The organism is Nocardioides zeae (genome assembly GCF_030818655.1).
Taxonomy (GTDB): Bacteria; Actinomycetota; Actinomycetes; order Propionibacteriales; family Nocardioidaceae; genus Nocardioides; species Nocardioides zeae_A.
The window spans coordinates 3,760,312-3,786,174 of sequence record NZ_JAUTAN010000001.1; the positions used below are offsets into that span (position 1 = coordinate 3,760,312).

Consider the following 25,863-nt stretch of genomic DNA (forward strand, 5'->3'; position numbering starts at 1 on the left):
GTGGGGGCGCCGACGCCCAGCACCGTCCTAGGGTGATCCCCGTGACGATGCTCGATGCAGCCCGCGAGGGCATGGACCTGTCCGTGCGCCCCACCGACGACCTCTTCGGCCACGTCAACGGCCAGTGGCTGGCGACGGCCGCGATCCCGGAGGACCGCTCCAGCTGGGGTCCGTTCGTGGCGCTCGCCGACGCGGCGGAGGAGCAGGTGCGCGCGATCGTGGAGGCCCACGCGGCCTCCGACCCGGCGACCCTGGAGGGCGACGAGGCGCGGATCAGCGCGCTCTACCGCTCCTTCATGGACACCGAGGCCATCGCGGCCAAGGGCCTCGCCCCGGTGGAGCCCTACCTCCACGCCGTCGCGGGCCTGCGGGACCTCCGCGAGCTGGCGGCGCTGGTCGGCGAGCTCGAGCGCGTCGGCGGCACGGGCTTCTTCGGGTCCTACGTCAACACCGACGCGGGCGACTCCGAGCGCTACCTCTTCCACGTCTACCAGGGCGGCCTCGGCCTGCCCGACGAGTCGTACTACCGCGAGGAGCGCTTCGCGGAGACCGTGGAGAAGTACGTCGCCTACCTGACCCGGCTGTTCACGATCATCGGCCAGGAGGACCCCGCCGAGGCGGCCGAGACGGTCCTCGCCCTCGACCGGCGCCTGGCGCACGGCCACTGGGAGCGCGCCGCCACCCGCGACATCCAGAAGACCTACAACCTGCTGACCCTCGCCGACCTCGTCGAGCTCTGCCCGGACTTCGACTGGGAGGTCTACGCGCGCAACCTCTCGGGCGCCTCCGCGGGCGCCGAGGACCTGCTCGCCGAGGTCGTCGTCAAGCAGCCGTCCTACCTGGAGCACCTCGCGGGCGTGCTCCGCGCCGTACCGATCGAGAGCTGGCGGCTGTGGCTGACGGCGCGGGTGCTGCGGGCGTTCGCGGCGTACCTCACCGACGACCTCGCCGAGACCAACTTCGACTTCTACGGCCGCACCCTGTCGGGCACGCCGGAGCTGCGGGCGCGCTGGAAGCGCGGCATCTCGTTCGTCGAGGGCGCGGTGGGCGAGGCGGTCGGCCGGGAGTACGTCGCGCGCCACTTCCCGCCCGTCGCCAAGGAGATGATGGACGACCTCGTCGCGAACCTGGTCGAGGCCTACCGCCGCTCGATCCGCACGCTCGACTGGATGACGGACGAGACCAAGGAGCGGGCGCTCGAGAAGCTCGGCCAGTTCGTGCCGAAGATCGGCTACCCGACGACGTGGCGCGACTACTCGGCGCTCGTCGTCGTGCCCGACGACCTCGTCGACAACGTGGCCGCCGTCGCCGCCTTCGAGACCGACCGCCAGCTCGCCAAGATCGGCGCGCCGGTCGACCGCGACGAGTGGCTGATGCTGCCGCAGACGGTCAACGCCTACTACAACCCGGGCACCAACGAGATCTGCTTCCCGGCCGCGATCCTGCAGCCGCCGTTCTTCTCGCCCGACGCCGACCCGGCGGAGAACTACGGCGGCATCGGTGCGGTGATCGGCCACGAGATCGGCCACGGCTTCGACGACCAGGGCTCGCAGTACGACGGCCTCGGCAACCTCCGCGACTGGTGGACGCAGGCCGACCGGGAGGCGTTCGACGCGAAGAGCCGGGCGCTCGTGGCGCAGTACGACGCGTTCAGCCCCCGGAACCTGCCCGACGAGCACGTCAACGGCTCGCTGACCGTCGGCGAGAACATCGGCGACCTCGGCGGCCTGACGATCGGGCACAAGGCGTACCTGATCTCGCTGGGCCTCGACCCCGAGGGCGGTCCGACGACGGAGGTCGGCGCCGACGGGCTCACCGGGTCGCAGCGCCTCTTCCTGTCGTGGAGCCACGTGTGGCGCACGAAGCGGCGGATCGAGCAGGAGCGGCAGTACCTGACGATCGACCCGCACTCGCCGCCGGAGTTCCGCGCCAACATCGTGCGGAACCTCAGCGAGTTCCATGCCGCGTTCGGCACGCAGCCGGGCGACGGCCTGTGGCTCGACGAGGGGCAGCGCGTCCGGATCTGGTGAGGCTCAGGCCGCGTCGGGCCGCACGCTCGTCGCCTCGCGGATGATCTCCGCGGTGCGCGCCATCGTCGCCTCGGCCCGCACCGGGTCCTCCGTCAGGAAGTAGTGGTCGACGCCGGGCGTGACGTCGTGCCACGCCAGGAGCCCGAGGTCGGCCAGGCGCGCGGCGTACCGGTCGCCCTCGGCGCGCAGCGTGTCCCGCTCGGCGGTGAGCACGACGGCGGGCGGCACACCGGTGAGGTCGACGGCGCGCAGCGGCGAGGCGTACGGCTCGGTCCGGCGCTCGGCGTCGGGGAAGTAGGCGCGGCGCACGAACGCCCGCAGCTCCGGCGAGATCATGCCGCCGCGGGGCGGGTCGGCCGCGATGTCGAGGGCCGGCACGCCGAGCACCTGCAGCACGGGCGAGAACGAGCCGGTGTCGCGCGCCTGGAGGCAGACGGAGGCGGCCAGCCCGCCGCCGGAGCTGAACCCGCCGACCGCCACGCGGGCCGGGTCCACGCCGAGCCGCGCGGCGCCCGCGCCCGCCACCCAGGCGGCCACGTCGTGGCACTGCTCCTGGGCGACCGGGTACGTCGCGCGCGGCGCCACGTCGAAGTCGACGGCCACCACGACGGCGCCGGTCGTGGCCGCGACGTACCGGCACCACCAGTCGTCCATGCGCACGTGACGCATGAGGAACGCGCCGCCGTGGAGGTGCACGACGGCCCCGCCGGTGGCGTCGGGCGGGGTGTGGACGAGCACCGGGACGCGGCCGTGCCGTGTCGGGACCCGCAGCCGCCGGGGTCGCGGCAGGTCGGAGCCGGCGAAGCGGAGGCGGGTGCCGTAGCGCACCGTCAGCGGCGCGAGCAGCTGCCCGGCGCGGAGGCGGAGGTGGTCGGAGGGGCGCACGTCCGGGGGTTCGGCGCGGACCGGGCCACGGATGGCCCGACCCGCGCCGGGGGAGCGGAGTCGGTCAGTACGACGCCGTGGCGCAGGTCAGCTGCAGCACGGCCTCGTCGGCGGCGCCGCTGCTGTTCTCGGGGTACGCCGAGGCGAAGGTCCCGTCCGAGCCGATGAGGATCTGGATGGCCTCGTTGCTGACGTTCCAGTACGCCGACGCGTTGAGCACCAGCTTGCCGTCGGGGCAGTCGAGCGACAGCACGTCGTCCTCGCCGGTCTCGAGGCTGGAGCTCGCCGAGAGCACCTCGTACCCGTTGATCCGCAGCAGCGGCTTGAGCGCGCTGGCGCTGAGGTCGGAGACGTAGATGCTGCCGTTCTTCACGTCGACGCCGGAGAGCGTCGCGTCGGCGACGTCGGCACCGGTGAGGCTGCCGTTCTTGACGTCCTTCGTCGTCACGGTCTCGTCGGCGATCTGCGCGCCGGTGATCATGGTGGCGGCGACGGCACCGCTGGACGCGGCGACGACGAGGGCGGCGGCGCCGACGGCGAGGCCGGGGAGGCTGGCCCGGCTGGGCACGAGGCGGGTGAGGCGTCCGAGACGCGGCGTACGAGGCTGGGCGGTCATGCCGCGGAAGGTACGCCGCGCGACCGGTGGGGCACAGGCATCGCGAATGCGGTCCAGACCGCAGACCTGAACAGTGGTCATCTCAGGTTTGTTGAGATTTTGGCGGTGCGTGGCACGGTGGGGGCAACGCGACATCCCGACCGACGCAGGAGGAACCCCATGTCCGTGAAGTACACCGTGCCCGGCCTGACGACCGACCAGGTCACCGAGATCATCACGGCGCTGCAGCAGCGCCTGTCGGCCTACAACGACCTGCACCTGACGCTCAAGCACGTGCACTGGAACGTCGTCGGCCCGCACTTCATCGCCGTCCACGAGATGATCGACCCGCAGGTCGAGCTCGTCCGTGGCTACGCCGACGAGGTCGCCGAGCGCATCGCCACCCTCGGTGGCTCGCCCCAGGGCACGCCCGGCGCCGTCATCAACGACCGCACGTGGGACGACTACTCGGTCGGCCGCGACACGGCGATCGCGCACCTCGGTGCCCTCGACCTCGTCTACAACGGCGTCATCGAGGACAACCGCAAGGCCATCGAGCTCAGCGGCGACCTCGACCCGATCACCGAGGACATGCTCATCGGCGAGACCGCGGAGCTCGAGAAGTTCCAGTGGTTCGTGCGCGCCCACCTCGAGGACATCGGTGGCCGTCTGGCCACGTCCGGTGCTGACTCCGAGACCGCGGCGACCGACGCGGCGCGCGTCGAGGGCTGATCCCGGATGCAGATCACCCGCACGTTCGTCGTCGAGGCGGAGCTCCCGGCCATCCGGGACTACCTCGCCGACTTCACCCACGCCACCGAGTGGGACCCCGGCACGGAGCGCTGCGAGCGACGCGACGCGGGCGAGGTGCGGGTGGGCTCGACCTGGGACAACACGTCGAAGCTGGCGGGGATCTCGACCGAGCTCGTGTACGAGCTGGTGGAGCTCACACCGACGACGGTGGTGCTCCGCGGTGAGAACGACACCGCCACGGCGGAGGACCACCTCACCTTCGCGGAGGCCGGTCCCGGTCGGACGCAGGTGACCTACCAGGCGACGATCACGTTCAACGGCATCGCGAAGCTGGCCGACCCGGCCGCGAAGCTGCTGTTCACCAAGGTCGCCGGCGAGGTCGTCGAGAACATCACCAACGTGGCCCGCACCCTCTGAGGGGCGGGCAGGATTGGCACTTTCCCCGGTCGACCGGGGAACACGCCGCTTTGACCATCAATATTGATGGTCAAAGTGACACGTTCCCCGGTCGACCGGGGAAAGTTGCGTCCGGGCCGACCTCCCTCAGCGGCGTTCGACGTCTTCGCGCCCGATGGCCGCGAGGCGCTCGTTGTAGGCCTTCAGCGCGGCGTCGTCGCTGGCCTCCTCACGCCGGTCGTGCCGCTTCGACTCGGCGCGGTCGTGCCGGAACCACTGCGCCAGCAGGATGAGCACGACCATGAGGATCGGGATCTCGCCGATCGCCCACGACAACGACCCGCCGAGCTCCTGGTCGGCGAGCAGGTCGCGCGCGAACGGCCGGTCCAGCGCGCGGTAGAACCCCTCGCCCACCGGCGTCTCGCTCGACATGAGCGCGATCGAGAAGAACGCGTGGAACGGGGCGACCACGACGAGCATGCCGAGGCGCGCGAGGTAGGGCAGCCGGTGCGGCACCGGCGCGATCCCGATGAGCGACTCGTAGAACAGGTAGCCCGTGACGAGGAAGTGCACCTCCATCCAGGCGTGCCCGAGGTGGTTCTGCATGAGCCACTCGAAGGCGCCCGTGAAGTAGACCGCGTAGAGGCTCCCCACGAACAGCACCGCCGCCACCACGGGGTGCGACAGGATCGCGGCCGGCCTCGACTGCAGCGCCGCCGCGAGGATCTGCCGCGGCCCCTGCCCCCCGCGCACGTCGCTGCCCGGCAGGGCGTTGAGCGCGAGCGTGACGGGCGCACCGGCGACGAGCAGGATCGGCGCGACCATCGAGATCAGCATGTGGCTGACCATGTGGGCGCTGAACATGACGTGGCTGTAGACGCCCAGCCCGCCGAGCGTCGCGTAGCCGACGACGGCGAGGCCCGCGACGTACGAGATCGTGCGGAGCACCGGCCACCGGTCCCCGCGGCGGCGGAGGGCGACGATCCCGGCGACGTACGCCGCGAGCCCGCCCACCACGACCAGCAGCCCCACGCCCGACGGGTTGAGCCCGACGAGCAGGCGCTCGAGGGTCGGTGCCGGCGGCATCGGGGCCCCGAGGAGGGCCTCGGCGCCGGAGGTGTAGGTCTCCTCGACCGGTGGGGGCGTGCGGGAGAGCGCGACCCCGAGCCCGACCGCGACGGCCATCCAGCCGATCTCGGTGGCGGTGAGGAGGAGGAAGGTACGGCGCGCGGCGGCCCCGTCCGCCAGCCCGGCCACCGCGCGGCGACGGACCAGCCAGGCGATGACGCCGATGACGACGAGCACGCCGATCTTGGCGAGCGCGCCCCGACCGTAGGCGCTGTCGAGGAAGCCGCTCGGGCCGCCGACCCGGACGGCGGCGTTGACGATGCCGGAGACCCCGGTCGCGGCGAAGGCCCAGGCGGCCACGCCCGTGAACCGGCGGGCGGCCCGGGCCCGCGCGACGGGCGCGTCGGCGAGGTGCCACCACAGGGCGACGACGCCGCCGATCCACACGACGGCGGCGAGCACGTGCACGACCATGCTGACGATGGCGAGGTCGTGGGAGCCGGAGCTCGCGGAGTGGCCGGTGAGCAGCGGCGGCACCAGCGCGACGAGCGCGACGAGGAGCAGGCCCGTGCTCTCCCGCGCGGTGGCCACCCACCGCGTCATGACGGCGAGCACGGCGACCAGCACGAGCTGCGTCGTCGCCGCCTGGCCCTGACTGACGTCGGTGAAGTAGGTCTGCACGGCGCGCCACTCCAGCTCGCCCACGGGCTGCGCGAACAGGTCGGAGACGGTGAAGACGCCCTGGGCGAGCGCGGCGACGAACCAGACGACGGCGGCCCAGGTGGCGGTGCGCACCGCGCGGTGGCTGGCACGGCCGAGCTCGTCGGCGAGACGACGGACGACGAGCAGGGGCACCACGAGGCAGGCCACCGCGAGGATCGCGGCCGCGTGGGTGACGAGCTCGAGGACGGGGATGGCCCAGCCCGTGAGCGCACCCGGGTCGGGGATGCCCGCGGGCGGTGCCTGGGGGGCGCCGCCGGCGAGCTCGAGCAGCAGCCACATGGCGGCCAGGCCCGCGACCGCCAGGCCGAGGAGACCCACGCCGAGGCGCCGCCGCTGCTCCCCGAGCTCACGCCGCTCCGCGTCGGTGAGGGGGGCGGGGCGCTCGTCCGTGCTCGTCGTGGTCATTCCGCCGGCCTCCGCATCGCGACGACGAGCAGGCCGCCCGCCACCACCACGAGACCGCCGAAGATCAGCACGTGGTCGGCGTGACGGGACCACCAGCCCTCCGTCGGCGTCGCCGCGGCCTGGTCGGTGTCACTCTCCGCGGGGTCGGTGGTGCCGGCCCCCGCGACCTCCGGGTCGTCGGCCACGGCCGAGCTGTCGGGGGTCGACCCGTCGCCCTCGGTCACCGTGAAGGTCACCTCGCCGGTGATGGGGTGCCCGTCGGAGGACACCACCCGGAAGGTGAGGCTGTAGTCGCCCGCCGGTCCCGCGGTCACCGCCTGCGTGACGGTGTCGCCGTCGATCGCGGGGTCGCCCGAGGCGAGGTCGCCCCCGGGACCGGTCACCACGACGTACGCCGGGGCGCGCACCTCCTGGCTGAACGTCAGCGTCACCTCGTCGGGCAGCGTCGCGACGCTCGCGCCGTCCTCCGGGGAGGACGACACGAGCGACGCGTGCGCCTGTGCGGGCGCCGCGAGGGCGAGCGCCAGCACGAGGGGGCCCAGCACGGCGGCGGCGAGGGCGCCGAGCAGGGCGGGGGTACGGCGGGTCATGCGTCTCCTCCAGAGGTCGTCGGCGACGGCAGTCCCAGCATCTCGCGACCGACGAAATCGCCGTCCACGCACGCCGGGGGCACGGCGTAGACCGCCGAGCCGATCGTCGTCACCCACTCGTTGAGCAGGTCGAGCTCGTCCATGCGCTGCTGGACGGGCACGAACTGCCGTTCCACGTCGGCGGCGAAGGCGAGGAACAGGAGCCCCGCACCGCCGTCCGGCGTCGTGTAGTTGTAACCGCGGCGCAGGAACCGCTCTTCCGTGTTCGCGCTGCGCATCCGGGCGACGTGGCTGGCCGGGTCGATGACGGGGAACCCGACGGCGTCGACGGCCTCGAAGTCGGGCTCGTCGTGCTCCGCGGAGCCCGTCAGCGGGGCCCCGTCCGCCAGCTTCCGGCCGACCGAGAACTCCCGCGCGACGCGGTCGGTGCGGTCCCAGTCGACGAGGTCCATCTCGATCCGGCGTACGACGAGGAACGTGCCCCCGTCGAACCCCGACGCCCGTCCGGTGCTCCACAGCAGGTCCGCGTGGTCGGAGGCCGGCAGGTTCACCGTGCCGTCGACCTGGCCCATGAGGTTGCGCATCGTGGTGCCGGCCGCCTCGGTGCCGCGGGCGCGCCGGAAGCCGTCCTGCACCCACCGGGTGGTGGCGAACGGCGCGGCGTCCTTGAGCAGCATGCGCCGCACGTGGCTCAACGTCACCGGGTCGTCGGTACAGATCTGCAGCACCACGTCCGTCTGCCCCCACGCCGGGTCGAGCCGGTCGAGGGGGAACTCCGGCAGCTCCTGCAGCCCCGGGTCGTAGGCCGGACGCAGCATCCGCAGCACCCGCGGCCCGAAGCCGAAGGTCACCGTCAGCCGGGCGGGGCTCGCCGCGAGCTCCGGCTCGGTGTCGGCGAGGGCGCCGCGCCCCGACGTGAAGCGCGACGCGTCGTCGCTGAGCAGCCGCATCATGCGACCGAGCTCCTCGACGCCCCCGCCCTCGAGCAGGTCGAGACCGACGAGGCTGAGGTGCGCCTGCGCGGCGGTGTCGATCCCGGCCTGGTGCACGCCGTGGAAGTCGATGGTGTCGCCGCCGGTGACGTGGTCCGCGGCCGGCTCGGTCGACGTGGGCGCGGTGCCGTTCGTCCCGCTCGTGCCGCTCCCGTCGGGCTCGCGCAGCCCGCGCGTGCCCCACCCGACCCCGGCGCCGCCGAGGGCGGCGGCGCCGGAGGCGAGCAGGTTGCGCCGGTTGAGTCCGGTCACTGGTCCTCGGAGTGGTCGTGGTCGCCGTGGTCCATGTCCTCGTGGTCGCCGTGGTCCATGTCCTCGTCGCCCATGTCCATGCCGCCCGCGTACTCCTCGTCCGCGCCCGTGAACGGCTTCACGACGGCGGTGACGTCCTGGGTGGAGCCGTCGGCGAGCTCGAGGGTGACCGTGACGTCCTGGCCGGCCTCGAGCGGGCCGGTGAGGTCCATCAGCATGACGTGGTCGCCCCCGGCCTCCAGCGCGTGCGTGCCCCCGGCGGGCACGGTGAAGCCGCCCTCCTTGGGCTGCATGAGCATGGCGCCGCCGTCGCCGGCGACGACCTCGTGGAGCTCGACGGTGCCGGCCACGTCGGAGGTGGCGCCGACGACGGTGATGTCGGCGTCGGTGTCGTTGACGATCGTGCCGAACATCGCGGTCATGTCGTCGTCGGTCGCCTTGACCCAGGGGTCGGTGACGCTCAGGGCGGCGGTGTCGGCCGCGTCGGCCGCGTCGGGGGCGCCGGCGGACGCGTCGGCGGACGACGAGCCCGTGGCGTCGCCGGAGGAGTCCGACCCGCAGGCGGACAGCACCAGCGCGAGGGCGGCGGCCCCGCCGACGAGGGCGGTGCGGGCACGCAGGGTGGGGGTCTGGTTCAGCTTCACGGAGGGTTCTCCTGGTGGTGGGCGCGCGGCGCGCGCAGGTGACGGCCGAGGCGTCACCTGCGGGCAGGGACGCTCAGGCCGGGAGGGCGAGGGCGCGGAGCGCCGGAGGACCCCGGGTACGCCGCGGCGCGGCCACCAGGCGCACCACCGGCCCGTCGGGCGCGGCCGGGGAGGGCAGGCGACCGAGGGACGGCGGGGCCGTGGGGTGCGACGTACGGGGGAGGAGGTGGGTGAGCGCCGCGTCGACGACCCGCCACCACGCACGCTCGGCGCCGAGGGCGACCGTGACGGTGGCCGCGGCGGCGAGGGTGTGGCTGAGGGCCATGGCGCCGAGGGCGTGGCTCTCGCCGGGCGCGTGGAGCATGAAGCCGCCGTGGAACACGGCCTGCGCGACGAGCGCGACCCCGGCGAGGCCGGCGAGGTCCATGCGGCGGCGGGTGAGCGGGGCGCTGACGAGCGTGCCGAGGGCGACAACGGTGGCGAGGAGCCAGACCGGGGGCAGCGACGCACCGGCGCCCACGTGGGCGATCGCGGCGCCTGCACCCGCAACGGCACCCGCGCAGAGCGCGCGGGGGGCGCGCAGCGGTGCGGCGGGCATCGGGGCCTCCGGACGGGCAGGCGGTCGGGCGTCTGCCAGCAGTATGCCTCCGACCCGTCCCGAGTGCGGATTCGCCAGGGGTCCTCCCTTCCGTCCTTCCCGGGTCGTGGTGCGAGCCCTGCGGAAAGTGGAGGCCTGGCACCACGACCGCGGCGGGGGCTCACCCCGGGGTGCGCAAATGTGCGGTTGGCGTAGCCCAGCTCCGGTCCGGCGTGTCCCAGCCGCACAGTTCTGAGCCCCGCCCGCACCTTGCCCTCGCCCCCGCTGGACGTCGTCCCCACTGGACGTCGTCGTCGCGGTGCTAACGTCTGAAAGGGAACCCGCGAGCCGGCGTCGGAGGACGTCGTCGACGAGGCGCTGGCGTCGGTCGCCCGACCTGGGGGAGTGATCTGCGATGCATCCAGCGATGGGTCCGCACTACGGGGTGCCGCGCGAGCCGGAGGACGAGCCGCTCGGTCCCGACCAGCCGTCACCGCGGCTCGGGCGGGGGAAGCGGGGGACGTGGCTCGCCCTCGCAGGCATCGTGTCCTTGACCGTCGTCGTCCTGGTCCTGGCGGTGGCCCTGGTCTGAGGCCGCCACCCGGGTCGGTCGCCCACAGCGCACCGGGCGGCCTCCACAGCCCTGCCGCCCGCGCGTCGCGACTTGTCGCCCCCCGCTGCTAGGAAGGACGCATGGGAGACGACCGCACCGACCGCGCCGCCGTGCGCGCCGAGGCCGAGCAGCACCTGCAGGCGATCGTGGGCCGCGACGACGCGCGGCTCCACGACGACCAGTGGGCCGCGATCGAGGCGCTGGCGCTCGACAAGCGGCGCGCCCTCGTCGTGCAGCGCACGGGCTGGGGCAAGTCGGCGGTCTACTTCGTGGCCACCGCGCTGCTGCGCGCCCGCGGGGCGGGCCCGACGGTGATCGTCTCGCCGCTGCTCGCCCTCATGCGCAACCAGATCGAGGCGGCGTCGCGCGCCGGCATCCGCGCGGTCACCATCAACTCGACCAACCTCGAGCAGTGGGACGAGGCGCACGCCGCCGTCGCCGCGGGCGAGGTCGACGTGCTCCTGGTGTCGCCGGAGCGCCTCAACAACCCGTCGTTCCGCGACGAGGTGCTGCCGCGGCTGTCGGCGACCACCGGCCTGCTGGTGGTGGACGAGGCGCACTGCATCTCCGACTGGGGCCACGACTTCCGGCCCGACTACCGGCGGATCCGCACGCTGCTCGCGGAGCTGCCGCGCGGCGTACCGGTGCTGGCCACCACGGCGACCGCCAACCAGCGCGTGACGACCGACGTCGCCGAGCAGCTGGAGGTGGCGGGCGAGGAGGTGCTCGTGCGGCGCGGGTCGCTCGACCGCGAGTCCCTCCACCTCGGTGTCGTGCGGCTGCGCACGAGCGAGCAGCGGCTCGCGTGGCTGGCCGAGCACCTGCGGGAGCTCGACGGGTCGGGGATCGTCTACTGCCTGACCGTGGCCCAGACCCAGGAGGTGGCGCAGCACCTGCGCGACCACGGGTACGCCGTGGCGGCCTACTCGGGACAGACCGAGCCCACCGAGCGCGCGTCCCTCGAGGCGGCGCTGGTCGCCGGCGAGATCAAGGCGCTCGTCGCCACGAGCGCGCTCGGCATGGGCTTCGACGCCACGCTGGGTTTCGTCGTGAACCTCGGTGCGCCGTCCTCCCCGGTCAGCTACTACCAGCAGGTCGGCCGCGCCGGCCGCGGTGCCGACCGCGCCGACGTCGTGCTGCTGCCCGGTCGCGAGGACCGGGACATCTGGGCCTACTTCGGCTCGCTCGCCTTCCCGCCCGAGCGGCTGGTGCGCCAGACGCTCGAGGTGCTCGACGTTGCCGGCCGGCCCCTCTCGACCGCCACCCTCGAGACGGAGGTCGAGCTCGGCCGCAACCGCCTCGAGACGATGCTGAAGGTGCTCGACGTCGACGGCGCGGTGCGCCGCGTCAAGGGTGGGTGGGAGTCCACGGGCCAGCCGTGGGAGTACGACGCGGAGCGCTACGCCCGCGTCGCGGAGGCCCGGCAGCGGGAGCAGGAGGCGATGCTGGCCTACCTGGAGACCGACGTGTGCCGCATGCGCTTCCTCCGCGAGCAGCTCGACGACCCGGTCGCCGACGGGCCCGAGGGCGACTGCGGCCGTTGCGACAACTGCGGCGGCCTGCGCGTCTCGGCCGACGTCGACGAGAGCGCCGTTGCCGAGGCCCGCGCCCGCCTCGACCGGCCGGGTGTCGTCATCGAGCCGCGCAAGATGTGGCCGACCGGCCTCGACCGGCTCGGGATCGCGCTCAAGGGCAAGCTGAAGCGGCCGGCCGCGGAGGGTCGCGCCGTCGCGCGCCTCACCGACCTGGGTCACGGCCAGGCCTTGCGCGACCTGTTCCGCGAGGGCCCCGAAGGTCCGGTCGACGGGCCCGTGCCGACGCCGCTGGTGCGCGCGGTCGTCGAGGTGCTGCAGGAGTGGCGTCCCTCGGTCGACGCGATCGTCGTCGTCGACTCCACGAGCCGGCCGACGCTCGGGCACGACCTGGCCTCCGGGCTGTCGCGCTACCTGCAGGTGCCGATCGTCGGCACCTGGGCGGTCGTCGACCCGTCCGTCCCGCCCGGCGCGGGCGCGGCCAACTCGGCGCGGCGGGTGGCGGCCGTGGGGCGGCGCTTCGCCCTCGACCTCTCCCAGCACGACGGGCCGCCGCCGCGGGAGGTGCTGCTGGTCGACGACCGGATCGGCAGCGGCTGGTGTCTCACGCTCGCCGCGCACGCCCTGGCCGAGGCCGGGGTCGAGACCGTCCGCCCGCTGGTGCTGGCCGCCGGCAGCTGAACCCCCGGCCCGGCCCGCGGGCCGTTCTCGTCACCAGGGGTCGGTGCGGGCTGCGATCTGCCCCGGGGGCGGCGCAGCGCGGGAGCCCAGGTCGAGCACGCGATTCGGCGCGTCCCCAGCGCTCGAGACGTCCGGGGGCTGCTGCGCCTCGACGACCTCGAGGGGGACGAGGGCGGCCACACCCTTGCCGTGACGGGTCAGCACGATCTGCTCGCCGCCGAAGCGGACGCGATTGACGAGCTCCGAGAGCTGACTGCGCGCCTCCGACACGGGGACTTCCTTCGTCACCGTCGTAACGATACGTTATGTACAAAACGTACGTTTGGGGGGTAGTCATGGGGGACGCCGGCGAGAAGCGTGGGGGGTTCGGGTGGCTCTGGGGCGCCACTGTCGGTGCAGCGCTGGGCGACGGCCTGTCGATGACGGTGCTCCCACTGCTCGTCGCCGACCAGACGCGCGACCCGATGGTCGTGTCCCTGCTCCACGTGGCGACCGGCCTGCCCTGGCTCCTCTTCGGCCTGGTGGCGGGCACCGTGGTGGATCGATGGGACCGGCGCACCGTGATGTGGCGGACGGACGCCGCCCGTGTCGTCGTGGTGGCCCTGCTGTGCGCCCTGGTCGCGACCGACCGGGCGTCGGTGCCGGTGGTCCTCGGTGCTGCTTTCGTCCTGGCCACCGGATCCACTCTGATCCGCAGTGCGGCGCCGGCGATGTTGCCCACGCTCGTGCCGAAAGAGCGGCTGGCGGCGGCGAACGGTCGGCTCCAGGCCGGGGCGACCGTCGCGGGGAGCTTCATCGGCCCGGCGGTCGGCGGCGCCCTCTTCGTTCTCGCGGCGGTGATCCCCCTGCTCACCCAGGCGGCGTCGGTACTCGTGTCGGCCGTGTGTGTGCGACGGCTGCCCCGCGTGCGTCCGCCCACAGCGCCGCGGTCAGGTCGGACCCTGGGGGAGGAGACCCTCGACGGGGTGCGGTGGATCCTGGCGCACCCCTCCCTCCGTGCGATGGCCTCGGGAACGATCCTGCTCGCGGCCGCCACGGGCATCCTGCTGGCGGTGCTGGTGATCCACGCGCTCGAGCACCTGGGCCTTCCGCCCGCCGGCTACGGCCTCCTGATCAGTTCCTACGCCGTCGGCAGCGTCGCGGGAGCCTTGAGCACCGAGCGTCTCCGCAACCGCCTCGGGGTGAACGGGTGCCTCAGGTCGTCAGCGCTGGTGGGTGGCGGGGCGATCGCCGGTCTGGCTGTTGCTCCAGGCCCGGCGCCTGCGGCCGTTGCCCTGCTGCTCCTGGGGGTCGCGACCATGGCGTGGAACACGATCACCGTCACCGTGCGGCAGGAGCTGACCCCCGGCCATCTCCTGGGCCGCGTGACCAGCGCGTTCAACATCATGGGCGTCGGCGCGGCACCCGTGGCGGCACTCGTGGGCGGCGCGATCGCCGCGGTGTCGAGCACCTCGGTCGCCATCGGCGTCGCCGCCGCCCTGTGCGTCGTCGCGTTCGTCCGTCTCAGGAGGCTGCCGGGACCGCCTCCGCAGGAGTGCCCGGAGTAGTCGAGCGCCGCGGGCTGCCAGAGCCGGCCCCCCTCAGCCGCCCGACCGCGCCAGCGCCGACCGTCCCAGCACCGACCGCGCGAGCGCCGGCAGTCGCCAGGGCCCGGTCGGAGCGGCGGGCGCTTCGGCGGGCCCGCCGGCCGCTCCGCGCCGCGGGGGCCGCGGCGCCTCGTCGGGCAGGTGCGGGTAGTAGTTGCGCGGCCGGCCGTTGCGGTCGACCGTCGCGAGCAGCTTCTCGCCGATGAGCTCGACGGTGTTCGCGCTCACCCACGCCAGCGCGATCGTCGGGATCGCGACGCAGATCGACGTGATCCAGAAGATGTGCCCGGGCGCCTTCTCCGGCAGCAGGCCCATGCTGCCGACCCACCGCATGACGGGCTCGTGGATGAGGTAGATCCCGTAGCCGAGGCCGCCGAGCCAGGCGAGCGGCCCCCACGACAGGACCCGCGGCCACGGGCCGGAGTGGAGCACGATCGAGGCCATGAACACGGCGACCGCGATCGCGTAGCCGGGGTGCCACCACTCCTGCTGGAGGGTGTCGATGGGGCGCACGAGCGCGAGGCCCAGCGCCGACCCGGCGCCGACGATCGCGCAGGCCGCGCGGGTGGGCCGGTTGAGCTTCACGCCGGCGACGGTGAAGACGGCGAGCAGCATGCCGATGCCGAAGTCGGTGGACTTGCCGATGGGCGAGAAGATGATCGACCAGTCCGTCGTCGCGGGCCGCGCGATCTGGGTGACCCACGCGATGTAGACGAGCCCGGTGATGGTGAGCACGAGCGGTACGCCGAGGGCGAGCGCGATCCGCTCGTCCTTGGACTTGGCCTTGACGACCGCGCGGTGCATCAGGGGCGTCACGAGGGCGATCAGCACGTAGAAGTGGAACTCGACGGCGAGCGTCCAGGCAGGGCCGTTGGTCCAGAAGATGTACTGGTCGGAGTAGACGTGCGTGAAGGTCAGGTGCAGGAGCAGGTCCTCCCAGTGGCCGGGGAGGTTGGGGTTGCTCCAAGCCCACACGATGATCGTCAGCACCCAGTAGAGCGGCAGCACGCGCGCGAGGCGCTTCGCCAGGGTGAGCGCGCCGCCACGGCCAGGCTTCCCGGTGAGCGCGGCGGCGGCCAGCGGGAGCCACATGACGAACCCGGAGAGCACGAAGAACATGTCGACGAACAGGTCGACGCCGTACATGAGCTGGTGGCCGACGCCGTCGTAGGGCCACGTGCCGAACGGCCCGGTGCGGTTCCACATGTAGGCGTGCACGACCACGACGAGCAGCGCCGCGACGCCGCGGAGCCAGCCCAGGGGGTAGATCGCGCGACCGCCGCCGCTGGTGCCGCGGGTCTTGCCGATGCCGGCGGACGCCGAGGCCTTGTCGAAGGTGCCGGTGACCCCGGTCAGCGCGGCGCGCGACGGGGCGGCGGTCGTCTGCTGCTCGCTCATGCCACGGCCTTCCGCGAGGTGTCGCGCGGGTGGGACGCCGCGGCGGTGCCGTCGGTGGCGGCGGTGCGTGCGGTGACGACCCACTCGCGCTCGCCGCGCAGCTGCTTGAGGTGCGCCACCCGGTTCACGAGGTTCTTGGCGCCCGTGTAGAACACGACGTTCGCGAGCGCGAACGCCGCGAACCAGCGGGTGTGCTTCCGCACCTCCGGCACGGCGACCCGCCAGGCCACGAGGGTCTGCACGGCACCCGAGCTGATGATGTAGAGGCTGAGGAAGAAGAAGATCGGGGAGCTGACGTCGATGCCCTGGTCGCGCCAGGCCAGGAACAGCATGAGCGGCCAGACCAGCTGCACGACCCACGGGTAGAGCTCGCGCCACGCGAGGAGGAACAGCACGCCCAGCTTGCGTCGCGCGTCGAGCCCGGAGGTGAGCAGCAGGGGCCACAGGTGCCGCAGCGAGACCTGGAACCAGCCCTGCGCCCAGCGCAGCCGCTGCCGCCACCAGGCGGTGGGCGTCGGCGGGGCGAGCTCGCGGCTGACGAGGCCGGGGTCGTTGACGATGCGGCCGCCGGCGAGCAGCAGGCGCATCGAGGCCTCGATGTCCTCCGTCAGGTAGGAGCCCCGCAGCCGCAGCTGCTGGAGGGTGTCGCGGCGCCAGTAGCCGTTGGACCCGCCGAAGATGCCGAACCCGTGCAGCAGCGTGCGGCCGGGGTGCGCCACGGCGTACAGCTGCTCGAACTCCACCGCCACCAGCCGCGCGAGGGGGGTGTCGGCGTCGCGGATGACGCAGTGGCCCTGCACGACGTCGGCGCCGTCGGCGATCCAGTGCCACGCCCGCTCGAAGGCGCCCGGCATGGGGTGGTGGTCGGCGTCGAAGATGCCGATGAACTCGCCGGTGGTGACGCGCAGTGCGGCGTTGACGTTCTGCGCCTTCGAGGTGCTGTCGGGCACCTTGAGGACGACCAGTCCGGGGTGCTCCTCGGCGAGCCGTGCGAGGTCGGCCTCGACGGGCAGCTCCTGGGGGCTGTTGTAGGCGAGCACGACCTGGAGGCCGCCCGAGTACTGCTGCGCGAGGAACGCGTCGAGCGTCTCCAGGATGGTGTCGGCCTCGTTGGGCAGGTAGGCCGCGATGATCGCCGACGCCGGTGGGGCGTCGCCGTCCGCGCCCTCGGGCAGGGGTGGCGGGGGCGTCGGGTCGAGCGAGGCGAAGCACTCCGCCCAGATCGCCGTCGCGGTGATGGCCAGGGCGCCGACCACGGCCCAGTAGAGGACGCCGGAGATGTCGAGCCCCAGCGCGTACGCCGCGAACAGCAGCACCAGCGGCAGCACGAAGGCGCCGACGGTGGCGATGAGGATCTGCGCCGCGAACGTACGGCGCGAGATCACCGCCTCCCGCTCGTCCGCGTGGCGTCCGACGGGCTGGAAGTCGCGCTGGGCCACCGAGTGCCGGGCGCCGTCGGTGGCCATCCGGATGGCGCGCGCCTCGTCGGTGCGGTGCGTGATCGGGGCCCAGCCGACCCCGAGCTCGACGTTGTGGACCGTCCCGCCGAGGCGCCCCAGCGCCTCGAGCGTGAAGTAGGCCATCTCCTGGAGCCGCACCGGACGCGCACCGTGGCCCGTGTGGTGCAGCCGGAAGACGAGGAGGCCGTCGTGGGTCGCCTCCACGCGCTCGCCGGGCTGGAGGTGGGGCACGAGGTGGGGCGCGACCTCCCGCAGCACCTCCTGGCTCGCGTGCATCCGCGCCGACGCGCTGCCCGGAGCGATCCAGACGGGGTCGATCACCGCGACGAGGTCCTGGCCCGTACGGCGCCACGGGATGCCCGGCACGTGGTCGAGCCAGAGGGGAGCGGCCGAGGGCCTCGTCTCGTGCGGCTCGACATCGACGTGCCCGGTCAGCACCTGCAGGTGCTCGCGCAAGCGGGCCTCGGCCTGGCGCTGGTGCAGCTCGATCGGTGTCGGTGCCTCCGACGGTGTGGACACGTGCGACTCCCCTTGACCCTCGCGACGAGCGGCGCCCGGGTCGAGCCCGAGCGCATGGACGTGGCGGTGCCCTCTGCCCCCGAACGGGTCCGCAGCGCTGCGGACCCGGCACCCTCCCTGCCCAACGCGCGGGTCTTGCAGAAGTCTTGAGCCAATTGCCCCCGCGGCCGGGTGATCTAGACCACCGGGTCGGGCGGGGTCAGCCGACGAGGCCCTGCACGGCGGCGACGAGCGCGGGGTCGTCGGGGGTCGTCGTCGGGGCGAAGCGCGCCACGACCCGGCCGTCGCCGTCGACGAGGAACTTCTCGAAGTTCCACTGCACGTCGCCGGGCTCGGGGTTCTTCTTGAAGCCGCCCTCGTCGTCGTACGGCTGGCCGACGAGCGCGTCGTACACCGCGTGACGGCCCTCGCCGTTGACCTCGATCTTCTCGGTCATCGGGAAGGAGACGCCGTACGTCGCCGAGCAGAACTCCGCGATCTCCTCGCTGGTGCCGGGCTCCTGGCCGCCGAACTGGTTGCAGGGCAGGCCGACGACGGCCAGGCGGTCGGCGTAGGTCTCGGCGAGCTGCTCGAGGGCCTCGTACTGCGGCGTCAGCCCGCACTTGCTCGCCACGTTGACCAGCAGGGCCGGGCGCCCGCCCGTGATCTCGCCGAGGGTCGCGGGGGTGCCGTCGAGGCGGGCGATGGGGGTGTCGAGAAGGGTCATGAGCGCAGGGTACGACGCGGCTCGGCGCCCCCCGAGCGCAGATGCGTTGTAACAGTCGCTACATTTCTGCACGTGACGAGTGCTACCGACCTCCGCTGGCTGTTGGTCGTGCCCAAGGTCCCGGCGCAGCCGTCCCGCCACCGGGTGGCGGTCTGGCGCGAGCTGCGGCGTGCCGGCGCCGTACCCGCGGCCGCAGGCGTGTGGACGCTGCCCGACCTGCCCGCGTTCACCGACCACCTGCCGACGGTGCGGGAGCTCGTCGAGCGGGGCGGCGGGTCCATGACGGTGCTGGTGGCCGCGCCGTACGCCTCCGACGACCTCGGCCTCCTGCGCGACGCCTTCGAGGCGGTGCGGCGGGACGAGTGGGCCGAGCTGGTGCGGGACTGCGGCAAGCTGAGCGCCGAGATCGCGAAGGAGATCGCGCAGCAGAAGCTGACGTTCGGCGAGCTCGAGGAGGAGGAGCAGAGCCTCGAGCGGCTGCGGCGCTGGCACCGCGACCTCCTGCGACGCGACGCGCTCGGCCTGCCCGAGGCGGCGGACGCGACCGCCCGGCTGGCGGCGGTGACGGAGGAGCTCGCCGCGTACGCCGAGCTCGTCTTCGCGGCCAACCTCCCGGCCGACGAGCCCACCGATGGCTGACCGTCCCGGCTCCTGGTCGCCCTGGCGCACCGTCACCGTCTTCGGGCTCGTCAGCCTGTGCGCCGACATGGTCTACGAGGGCATGCGCGCGGTCGCGGGTCCCTACCTGGCGGCGCTCGGCGCCTCGGCGCTGGTCGTGGGTCTCATCACGGGCGCGGGGGAGGCGATGGCCCTCGTGCTGCGGCTGGTCTCCGGCCCGCTCGCGGACCGGTGGGGGCGCCACTGGACGCTGACGGTCGTCGGGTACGGCATGACCGCGGTCTGCGTGCCGCTCCTGGCGGTCGCGCCGGCACTGGGCGCGGCGGGGCTCGGGGTCGCGGCCGTGCTCATCCTGCTGGAGCGGGCGGGCAAGGCCGTGCGGAGCCCGTCGAAGTCGGCGCTGCTCGCCGACGCCGCGCGGGAGGTGGGCCGGGGCAAGGGCTTCGCGGTGCACAAGGCCCTGGACCAGGTCGGGGCCTTCGCAGGTCCGCTGGCCGTTGCGGGCCTGCTCGCGGTGGGCGCGACCACGGCGACGTCGCTGGCGCTGCTGGCGGTGCCGGGAGCCCTGGCCCTCCTGCTGCTGGCGGTGCTGCGGTCGCGCCTGTCGCCCCGCGAGCACGGGCTGCGGACACCGGTGGACCTGCCGCGCGCGGCGCTGCCCCGGCCGTTCTTCCTGTTCGCCGCAGCGGTGGCCGCCACGACGGCCGGCCTGACCACCTTCGGGGTCCTCTCCTTCCACCTGGTCGACGCCGGACTGGTGACGGTGGCCGTGGTGCCGCTCGTCTACGCCGGCGCCATGCTCGTCGCCGCGCTCGGCGCGCTGGCGACGGGTTGGGCCTACGACCGCTGGCAGGGGCGGGTGCTGCACGTGCTGGCCCCGATCGTCGCGCTGGTCCCCGTCCTGGCGCTGGCCGACCGCCTCGACCTGGTCCTGGTCGGGCTGGCGCTGTGGGCCCTCGCCGCCGGCGTGCAGGACTCGACGGTGAAGGCGCTCGTCGCGGACCTCGTGCCCCGGGAGCGGTTGGCCACGGCGTACGGCGTCTTCGCCGCCTTCCAGGGCGTCGCAGCGCTGGTGGGCGGCGTGGTCGCGGGCGGCCTCTACGAGCAGCACCGCTGGGTGCTCGTCGCGCTCGTCGCCGCCGCGCAGGTGGTCGCGGCCGTGCTGCTCGTCGGGGTGCTGCACCGTCCGGGCGGACGCCCGGCGCGGGGGGGCGGCCACCCGGGTGGGGTGACCAGGGCGGCGACACCGGGCCGGATCGTCGGTACGGTCGGTCCACGACCAGGCGAACGGGGGGCGGGGCATGGGGGACCACGAGGCACCGGCCTACGGGACGAGCGGACGGTGGGCGGAGCGGCGGGAACCGATCGCGACGGCCGAGCCGTGGCGGGGCAGTCCCGCCCAGGTGGAGCACGAGGCCCGGAAGGCGCGGAGGACGTGGGACGCCCGGCGGGAGCGCCGCCGTCGCCGCGACGAGTGGATGCCGGTGGCCGGGCCGTGGATCGTCGGCCTCGTCAGCGGGGCGGTCGGCCTCGTGCTGACGCCCGTGGCCGCCTTCGCGGTGCTCGCGATGCACCTCGTCGTGCACCGCGATCGGTTCGTCGGCTCCTACGACTACGCCGAGACCCTGCCGTTCGCGCTGCTGGGGGCCGTCCTCTGGGTCGGGATGTTCGTGCTGCTCGGTGCCGCGCTGTGGCGGGTCTTCCGGCGGCACTGGCGGTGGCCGTGGGCCGGCGTGGTGGTGGCCGGCTACCTCCTGCCTCCGCTGCTCGTGCTCGGCATCGGGGTGCTCGACCCCGACAACGTCGTGCTGTTCTGACCGGCTCCGACCGACCCCGACCGACGCCGTCAGGACCGTCGGCGGTCCGCGCTAGGTTCGTCGGGCTCTCGATCGTCCGTCCCCCACCCTTGAGGTCCTGGTGAGCTTCGTCCCCCTCGTCGGTCCCGCGACGTTCCGTCCCGGTGCCGTGCCGCGCGAGAGCGCGGTGGAGTTCACCGGTGGCGGGCGGGAGGTGGCGCTGCCGATCCGCGCGGCCCTCCCGGTGCTGACGCGGGCGCAGTCCGACGCATCGGCGCACCCGAGCGTGGGCCTGCTCGCGGGCGCGGCGCTGCTCGCCGTGCGCATGGTGGCCGCGGGGCGGTTCGAGCCCGACGAGAGCGCCGACTGCTGGCGCGCGGTGCTCGAGCCCGACGACCACGACCGCCTGACGCAGCTGGCCCGGGCCCGGGCCCACGACGACATCGACGCCGCCGCGGCGTTCGCCATCGGCCGCGCGGCCCTCGACGCCGTCGTCGACACGATGCCGCGCACCCCGCCGAGCGCGGGCGCGAGCCTGGCGCGGGGGAGCCGGGGCGACCGCGGGACCCGCCCGGGCGTCGGCCGCCCCCGTCCGGCCCCCACGGACGCCGTGCCGGTGCCGGCCCGCGCGGCCTTCACCGACCGCCTGCGGGAGCGGATCCAGGCGGCGCAGCGGGCGCGGGCCGAGGAGAGCCTCCCGCAGCTGGTCACCCTGTCCCTGCGGGTCGAGGCCGACGAGGAGGAGCTCGTCGCGGGCGCGGTGCGCCTCGTGCTGCAGGTGCACGACGAGCGCAACCCGCTCCACCTGTGCGACGCGGCGCTGCTGTGGAGCGACGACCCCGACGGTCACGACCGCCACGGGTTCGGCTCCCGCGCCCGCACCCACGCGACGATCGCGCTGCGCGAGGCGGCAGGCGCCTGGCCGGTGCTCGACCGGCTCCTGGCCCTCGCGGTGCCCGACGAGATCACGCTCGACTCCGACGAGATCGCGAGCCTGCTGGAGGACGGTGTCGGCGCCCTGCGCGACCGCGGCGTCGACGTGCTCTGGCCGCGCAGCCTGGGCCACGACCTCACCACCCGCGCCGTGCTCGACCACACGGGAGCCCCGCGCGACGGCGCCCGCGGCAAGCGGGAGGACCTGCTCCACGACGGCCTCTTCGGGCCGGAGGCGATGTTCGCCTTCTCGTGGCAGGTGGCGCTCCACGGCGAGCCCCTGACCCACGACGAGATGGACGAGCTGGCCCGTGCTGCGGCGCCGATCGTCAAGCTGCGCGGCTCCTGGACCGTCGTCGATCCCGAGGTCGCGCGGCGGGCCCGGAAGCGGCTGGTGCGCGCCGTACGGCCGACGCAGGCGCTCGCCGCCGCCCTCACCGGGGTGGTCGACCTCGACGACGCGCCGGCGGAGGTGATCGTCGGGGCGTCCCTGCTGAAGGTCCGCGAGCGCATCACCGGTGCCGCGAGCCGGGAGCCGGTGCCGCCTCCGGCGGGGCTGGAGGCGACGCTGCGCGACTACCAGCGGCACGGCCTCACCTGGCTGGCCGAGCTGACCGGGCTCGGGCTGGGCGCCTGCCTCGCCGACGACATGGGTCTCGGCAAGACCCTGACGCTCATCGCGCTCCACCTCCACCGGGCCGAGCGGGCGGCGGCCGACCCCGAGCAGCCGCGTCGCCCGACCCTCGTCGTCTGCCCGGCCTCCCTGCTCGGCAACTGGGAGGCGGAGATCCGGCGGTTCGCGCCCGGGGTCCCGGTGCGGCGGTTCCACGGCACGGCGCGCTCGCTCGGCGCGACGACGGAGGAGACCCTCGACGTCGCCACGAGCGCCGAGGGCGACCCCGGGTTCGTGCTGACGACCTACGGCACGATGCGCAGCGACCTCACCGGCGAGACCCGGGCGCTGGCGGGCCTGCGGTGGGGCCTCGTGGTGGCCGACGAGGCGCAGCACGTGAAGAACCCCGCCTCCGGCACGGCCCGCGCGCTGCGCCGGCTCGAGACCGACGCGCGGGTCGCGCTCACGGGCACGCCGGTGGAGAACAACCTCACGGAGCTCTGGGCGATCCTCGACTGGGCGACACCCGGTCTGCTCGGCAGCCGCAACGCGTTCCGCAAGGTCTGGGCGGCGCCCATCGAGTCGGGCGTCGACCCGGAGAAGGCGCGGCAGTTCGCCGACCTCATCGGGTCGTTCCTGCTCCGTCGCCGCAAGTCCGACCCGGGCATCGCCCCGGAGCTGCCGCCCAAGACCGAGACCGACCACCTGCTCGACCTGACGCGGGAGCAGGTCGTGCTCTACGAGACCTACGTGCGCGACTGCATGGAGCGCATCCAGCGCTCCGACGAGGACGCCCGGCGCGGCCTGGTGCTCGCGATGCTCACCGGGCTCAAGCAAATCTGCAACCACCCCGCCCACTTCCTCAAGCAGAGCCAGGGGCGGATCGCGGGCCGCTCGGAGAAGCTCGACCTGCTCGACGAGCTCGTGCGCACGGTCGTGGCCGAGGGCTCGTCGGTGCTGGTCTTCACGCAGTACGTCGCGATGGCGCGCCTCGTGGAGCGCCATCTCGCGGCGGCGGGGGTGGGGCTGCAGCTCCTCCACGGCCAGACGCCGGTCGCCGAGCGCGAGCGCATGGTGGCCGCGTTCCAGGCCGGTCCGGAGGCGGGCGGTCCGCCGGTCTTCCTGCTCTCCCTGAAGGCCGGCGGCACCGGGCTCAACCTCACGCGCGCCGACCACGTGGTCCACGTCGACCGCTGGTGGAACCCCGCCGTCGAGGAGCAGGCGACCGACCGGGCCTACCGGATCGGCCAGACCCGCCCCGTCCAGGTGCACCGCTTCGTCACGCGCGGCACGATCGAGGAGCGCATCGCCGAGCTGCTGCGCCGCAAGCGCGGTCTGGCCGACGCGGTGCTCGGTCGCGGGGAGGCCGCGCTCACGGAGCTCGACGACGCCGAGCTGCGCGACCTCGTCACGCTGCGCCGCGATCCCGGGACGGCCTGAGGTGGCGCCAGTGCCGGGACCGGGCTCGGTGCCGGAGGTCCGGGTCACCCACCCGCGCCTGGCGCCCCGCCGGTCGAGCGGCCCCCGCCCGTGGTGGGCGAAGGCGTGGGCCCGCGCCGTCGAGGAGGCGGCCTTCGCCGAGCGCGACCTGCGTGACGGGTCCCGGCTGGCCCGCGCCGGCATGGTGGGCGCGATCGGGATCGGGCCGGGCTCGGCGCTGGCGGCCGTGCGCGACGACGACGACGCCTGGACCGTGACGGTCGAGGTGCCCCGGTGCGACGACGAGGCCCTCGCCGGCCTCGTCGAGGTGGTCGCCGCCGAGGCGGGTCGCATCGCCGCGCTCCTGGCGGGCGATCTGCCCCACCAGCTCGTCGAGGAGGCGGAGGAGGTGGGGGCCGAGCTGCTGCCGTACGGCGGCGAGCTCGCCACCACCTGCACCTGTCCGCACACGCTGGATCCCTGCGCCCACGCGCTCGCCGTGCTCGTGCAGCTCGGCTGGCTGCTGGCGGAGGATCCGTTCGTGCTGCTCGCGCTCCGTGGTCTGCCGCGGGAGGACCTGCTGGTCCGCCTGCACGCGCGGGGCCCGGCGCCGACCGGAGCGACCGGGGACCCCGACCAGCCGGACCAACCCGACGGGCCCGACGAGCTCGACGTGGCGGTCGATGCCGCGCTCCGGGCCGCCCGGTTGCTGGCGGCCCTCGAGCGGGGCGAGGTGCCGGAGCGCTGGTGACGTGCGCCCTGCCCGGGCTCTAGCGGTCGGCCACCAGCATCGACGCGCCGAGCCCGACCATCATCACGCCCCCGGTCGCGCCGAGGCGGTCGAGACGGGCGGGCCGGCGGGCGAACCAGGCGCGGGCCTGCGAGGCGACCAGGGCCCAGACGGAGTCCGACACGACCGCCATCGCGGCGAACGCGAGCCCGAGCGTGGCCACCTGGAGCCCCGTCGTACCGGCCGACGGGTCGGTGAACTGCGGCAGGAAGGCGACGAAGAAGACGAGCGTCTTGGGGTTGGTGACCCCGACGAGCGCCCCGACCCGCAGCGCGGAGAGCGGGGAGGTGGCGGGTGCCGCCTCCGCAGCGGCGCTGGCCTCCTCGAGGGTCCGCCGGGCGTCGGCGCGGTGGCGGACGGCCTGGATGCCGAGGTAGACGACGTAGACGGCGCCCACGATCTTCACCACGGTGTACGCCGTCGCGCTCGCCGCGACCACCGCGCCGAGGCCGACGGCGACGAGCAGCACCTGCACGAAGATGCCCGTGCCGTTGCCCACGACCGACAGCAGCGCGTCGCGACGTCCGACCGTCAGGGCACGGCCGATCGTGAAGAGGAGGCTGGGTCCGGGCAGCTGGATGAACAGGAGCGAGGCGAGGAGGAAGGCTCCCCACTGGTGGAGTTCGGGCACGGAGCGATGGTCGGGGTGGCCGGGCCGCTTCGCAAGCCGTTTCGCGGAACTCGTCGCTCAGGCGACCCCGAACCCCCGCAGCGCCATGCCGTGCAGCAGCTCCCGCATCGCGGCGTCGGGCAGCAGCGCGCTGTGCGGCGTCGAGTTCAGCAGGCCGAAGGTGGCGTGCGCGGTGGCGCGGGCGGCCTCGAGGCCGAGGTGCGGGTCGAGCTCGCGGAGCCGGTCGGCCCACACGTCGACGTACGCACGCTGGAGCCGGCGCACCTGCTCCCGCGCCTCGTCGGGCAGCGAGCTCCAGTCACGGTCCTGCACGACGATGAGGTCGCGGTGGTCGAGCGCGAAGGAGAGGTGCCAGTCGACGAGCGCGTCGAGCGCCGCGCGCGGGGAGTCGGCGGCCTCGACCCGCTCCAGGCCCACCCGCAGCAGCTCCTCGCTGATCCCGACGAGGAGCTCCGCCAGCAGCGCGTCCTTCGACGCGAAGTGCTTGTAGAGCGCCGGACCGGAGATCCCGCAGGCGGCGCCGATGTCGGTGACGGCGACTCCGTGGAAGCCGCGGCGGGCGAAGAGCGCGGCCGCGGTGGCGAGGATCTGCTCGCGGCGGGTCGGCGTGGTCACGGGGCTCAGGTTAACGGTCGTTCACCACCGGGCGGTACGGGCC

Annotated in this window: 23 protein-coding genes; 10 read left to right on the top strand and 13 right to left on the bottom strand. The window is 74.1% G+C overall.

Going from position 1 to position 25,863, the window contains the following annotated elements:
* Positions 1-47 precede the first annotated feature (47 nt).
* Entirely contained in the window at positions 48-2,030 is a 1,983-nt protein-coding gene (locus tag QE405_RS17830) for a M13 family metallopeptidase (RefSeq protein ID WP_307205925.1), read from the top strand.
* 3 nt (positions 2,031-2,033) lie between these two features.
* On the opposite strand, the gene QE405_RS17835 is transcribed toward QE405_RS17830, so the two are convergent.
* Both QE405_RS17835 and QE405_RS17840 read right to left on the bottom strand, forming a co-directional pair.
* Positions 2,034-2,915, bottom strand: a complete 882-nt coding sequence (locus QE405_RS17835; protein WP_307203206.1) for an alpha/beta hydrolase fold domain-containing protein — start codon at positions 2,913-2,915, stop codon at positions 2,034-2,036.
* A 64-nt stretch (positions 2,916-2,979) separates the two neighbouring features.
* Positions 2,980-3,531 carry a hypothetical protein gene (locus tag QE405_RS17840; RefSeq protein WP_307203208.1) on the bottom strand — a complete coding sequence of 184 codons (552 nt, stop codon included), beginning with the start codon at positions 3,529-3,531 and terminating at the stop codon, positions 2,980-2,982.
* A 159-nt stretch (positions 3,532-3,690) separates the two neighbouring features.
* Between QE405_RS17840 and QE405_RS17845 the strand changes: the two genes are divergently transcribed.
* Both QE405_RS17845 and QE405_RS17850 read left to right on the top strand, forming a co-directional pair.
* Positions 3,691-4,242, top strand: a complete 552-nt coding sequence (locus QE405_RS17845) for a Dps family protein (protein ID WP_307203210.1) — start codon at positions 3,691-3,693, stop codon at positions 4,240-4,242.
* Positions 4,243-4,248: 6 nt separating this feature from the next.
* Positions 4,249-4,680, top strand: a complete 432-nt coding sequence (locus QE405_RS17850; RefSeq protein ID WP_307203212.1) for an SRPBCC family protein — start codon at positions 4,249-4,251, stop codon at positions 4,678-4,680.
* Positions 4,681-4,806: 126 nt separating this feature from the next.
* Here the strand turns inward: QE405_RS17850 and QE405_RS17855 are convergent, their stop codons facing one another.
* From QE405_RS17855 to QE405_RS17875, 5 genes are all read right to left on the bottom strand, one after another.
* A complete protein-coding gene (locus tag QE405_RS17855) occupies positions 4,807-6,855 on the bottom strand; it encodes a cytochrome c oxidase assembly protein (protein WP_307203214.1) in 2,049 nt (682 codons plus the stop codon).
* A complete protein-coding gene (locus QE405_RS17860; protein ID WP_307203216.1) occupies positions 6,852-7,445 on the bottom strand; it encodes a copper resistance CopC family protein in 594 nt (197 codons plus the stop codon). Before QE405_RS17860 ends, QE405_RS17855 begins: the two co-directional genes overlap by 4 nt.
* On the bottom strand, positions 7,442-8,689 hold the full coding sequence (locus QE405_RS17865) for a Dyp-type peroxidase (protein WP_307203218.1): 1,248 nt from the start codon (positions 8,687-8,689) through the stop codon (positions 7,442-7,444). Before QE405_RS17865 ends, QE405_RS17860 begins: the two co-directional genes overlap by 4 nt.
* On the bottom strand, positions 8,686-9,333 hold the full coding sequence (locus QE405_RS17870; RefSeq protein ID WP_307203220.1) for a copper chaperone PCu(A)C: 648 nt from the start codon (positions 9,331-9,333) through the stop codon (positions 8,686-8,688). The genes QE405_RS17865 and QE405_RS17870 overlap by 4 nt, the downstream gene beginning before the upstream one ends.
* A gap of 73 nt (positions 9,334-9,406) precedes the next feature.
* Positions 9,407-9,931 carry a hypothetical protein gene (locus tag QE405_RS17875; protein WP_307203222.1) on the bottom strand — a complete coding sequence of 175 codons (525 nt, stop codon included), beginning with the start codon at positions 9,929-9,931 and terminating at the stop codon, positions 9,407-9,409.
* Positions 9,932-10,337: 406 nt separating this feature from the next.
* Between QE405_RS17875 and QE405_RS17880 the strand changes: the two genes are divergently transcribed.
* Together QE405_RS17880 and QE405_RS17885 are read left to right on the top strand one after the other, a co-directional pair.
* A complete protein-coding gene (locus tag QE405_RS17880) occupies positions 10,338-10,502 on the top strand; it encodes a hypothetical protein (RefSeq protein ID WP_307203224.1) in 165 nt (54 codons plus the stop codon).
* 101 nt (positions 10,503-10,603) lie between these two features.
* On the top strand, positions 10,604-12,736 hold the full coding sequence (locus QE405_RS17885; protein WP_307203226.1) for a RecQ family ATP-dependent DNA helicase: 2,133 nt from the start codon (positions 10,604-10,606) through the stop codon (positions 12,734-12,736).
* A 30-nt stretch (positions 12,737-12,766) separates the two neighbouring features.
* Here QE405_RS17885 and QE405_RS17890 read toward each other — a convergent pair whose 3' ends face one another.
* The gene (locus tag QE405_RS17890; protein ID WP_307203228.1) at positions 12,767-13,024 is read right to left on the bottom strand and encodes a type II toxin-antitoxin system Phd/YefM family antitoxin; all 258 of its coding nucleotides are present in this window, start codon (positions 13,022-13,024) and stop codon (positions 12,767-12,769) included.
* Between the two features lie 47 nt (positions 13,025-13,071).
* Between QE405_RS17890 and QE405_RS17895 the strand changes: the two genes are divergently transcribed.
* The gene (locus QE405_RS17895) at positions 13,072-14,283 is read left to right on the top strand and encodes an MFS transporter (protein ID WP_307203230.1); all 1,212 of its coding nucleotides are present in this window, start codon (positions 13,072-13,074) and stop codon (positions 14,281-14,283) included.
* Between the two features lie 33 nt (positions 14,284-14,316).
* Here QE405_RS17895 and QE405_RS17900 read toward each other — a convergent pair whose 3' ends face one another.
* The 3 genes from QE405_RS17900 to QE405_RS17910 form a co-directional block, all read right to left on the bottom strand.
* Complete coding sequence (locus QE405_RS17900) at positions 14,317-15,720, bottom strand: acyltransferase family protein (protein ID WP_307203232.1); 1,404 nt, start codon at positions 15,718-15,720, stop codon at positions 14,317-14,319.
* The gene (locus QE405_RS17905) at positions 15,717-17,699 is read right to left on the bottom strand and encodes a glycosyltransferase (protein ID WP_307203234.1); all 1,983 of its coding nucleotides are present in this window, start codon (positions 17,697-17,699) and stop codon (positions 15,717-15,719) included. The genes QE405_RS17900 and QE405_RS17905 overlap by 4 nt, the downstream gene beginning before the upstream one ends.
* 199 nt (positions 17,700-17,898) lie before the next feature.
* Positions 17,899-18,405, bottom strand: a complete 507-nt coding sequence (locus tag QE405_RS17910) for a glutathione peroxidase (RefSeq protein ID WP_307203236.1) — start codon at positions 18,403-18,405, stop codon at positions 17,899-17,901.
* Between the two features lie 72 nt (positions 18,406-18,477).
* On the opposite strand from QE405_RS17910, the gene QE405_RS17915 reads away from it, so the two are divergent.
* The 4 genes from QE405_RS17915 to QE405_RS17930 are packed head-to-tail and all read left to right on the top strand — an operon-like array spanning position 18,478 to position 24,535.
* Positions 18,478-19,044, top strand: coding sequence for a Chromate resistance protein ChrB (locus QE405_RS17915; protein ID WP_307203238.1), 567 nt, complete (start codon positions 18,478-18,480; stop codon positions 19,042-19,044).
* Entirely contained in the window at positions 19,037-20,944 is a 1,908-nt protein-coding gene (locus QE405_RS17920; protein ID WP_307203240.1) for an MFS transporter, read from the top strand. Before QE405_RS17915 ends, QE405_RS17920 begins: the two co-directional genes overlap by 8 nt.
* A complete protein-coding gene (locus tag QE405_RS17925) occupies positions 20,941-23,805 on the top strand; it encodes a DEAD/DEAH box helicase (RefSeq protein ID WP_307203242.1) in 2,865 nt (954 codons plus the stop codon). Before QE405_RS17920 ends, QE405_RS17925 begins: the two co-directional genes overlap by 4 nt.
* Positions 23,806-23,815: 10 nt before the next feature.
* Positions 23,816-24,535, top strand: coding sequence for an SWIM zinc finger family protein (locus QE405_RS17930; RefSeq protein ID WP_307203244.1), 720 nt, complete (start codon positions 23,816-23,818; stop codon positions 24,533-24,535).
* A gap of 19 nt (positions 24,536-24,554) precedes the next feature.
* On the opposite strand, the gene QE405_RS17935 is transcribed toward QE405_RS17930, so the two are convergent.
* Together QE405_RS17935 and QE405_RS17940 are read right to left on the bottom strand one after the other, a co-directional pair.
* Entirely contained in the window at positions 24,555-25,205 is a 651-nt protein-coding gene (locus QE405_RS17935) for a LysE family translocator (protein WP_307203245.1), read from the bottom strand.
* 57 nt (positions 25,206-25,262) lie between these two features.
* A complete protein-coding gene (locus tag QE405_RS17940; protein ID WP_307203247.1) occupies positions 25,263-25,820 on the bottom strand; it encodes an SACE_7040 family transcriptional regulator in 558 nt (185 codons plus the stop codon).
* Positions 25,821-25,863: the final 43 nt, after the last annotated feature.

Excerpts from the sequence above, each read along its gene's own strand:
- QE405_RS17830 (WP_307205925.1), top strand. The coding sequence starts at position 48 with ATGCTCGATGCAGCCCGCGAGGGCATGGACCTGTCCGTGCGCCCCACC.
- QE405_RS17840 (WP_307203208.1), bottom strand. The coding sequence starts at position 3,531 with ATGACCGCCCAGCCTCGTACGCCGCGTCTCGGACGCCTCACCCGCCTC.
- QE405_RS17845 (WP_307203210.1), top strand. The coding sequence starts at position 3,691 with ATGTCCGTGAAGTACACCGTGCCCGGCCTGACGACCGACCAGGTCACC.
- QE405_RS17850 (WP_307203212.1), top strand. The coding sequence starts at position 4,249 with ATGCAGATCACCCGCACGTTCGTCGTCGAGGCGGAGCTCCCGGCCATC.
- QE405_RS17855 (WP_307203214.1), bottom strand. The coding sequence starts at position 6,855 with ATGACCACGACGAGCACGGACGAGCGCCCCGCCCCCCTCACCGACGCG.
- QE405_RS17860 (WP_307203216.1), bottom strand. The coding sequence starts at position 7,445 with ATGACCCGCCGTACCCCCGCCCTGCTCGGCGCCCTCGCCGCCGCCGTG.
- QE405_RS17875 (WP_307203222.1), bottom strand. The coding sequence starts at position 9,931 with ATGCCCGCCGCACCGCTGCGCGCCCCCCGCGCGCTCTGCGCGGGTGCC.
- QE405_RS17880 (WP_307203224.1), top strand. The coding sequence starts at position 10,338 with ATGGGTCCGCACTACGGGGTGCCGCGCGAGCCGGAGGACGAGCCGCTC.
- QE405_RS17885 (WP_307203226.1), top strand. The coding sequence starts at position 10,604 with ATGGGAGACGACCGCACCGACCGCGCCGCCGTGCGCGCCGAGGCCGAG.
- QE405_RS17895 (WP_307203230.1), top strand. The coding sequence starts at position 13,072 with ATGGGGGACGCCGGCGAGAAGCGTGGGGGGTTCGGGTGGCTCTGGGGC.
- QE405_RS17900 (WP_307203232.1), bottom strand. The coding sequence starts at position 15,720 with ATGAGCGAGCAGCAGACGACCGCCGCCCCGTCGCGCGCCGCGCTGACC.
- QE405_RS17910 (WP_307203236.1), bottom strand. The coding sequence starts at position 18,405 with ATGACCCTTCTCGACACCCCCATCGCCCGCCTCGACGGCACCCCCGCG.
- QE405_RS17920 (WP_307203240.1), top strand. The coding sequence starts at position 19,037 with ATGGCTGACCGTCCCGGCTCCTGGTCGCCCTGGCGCACCGTCACCGTC.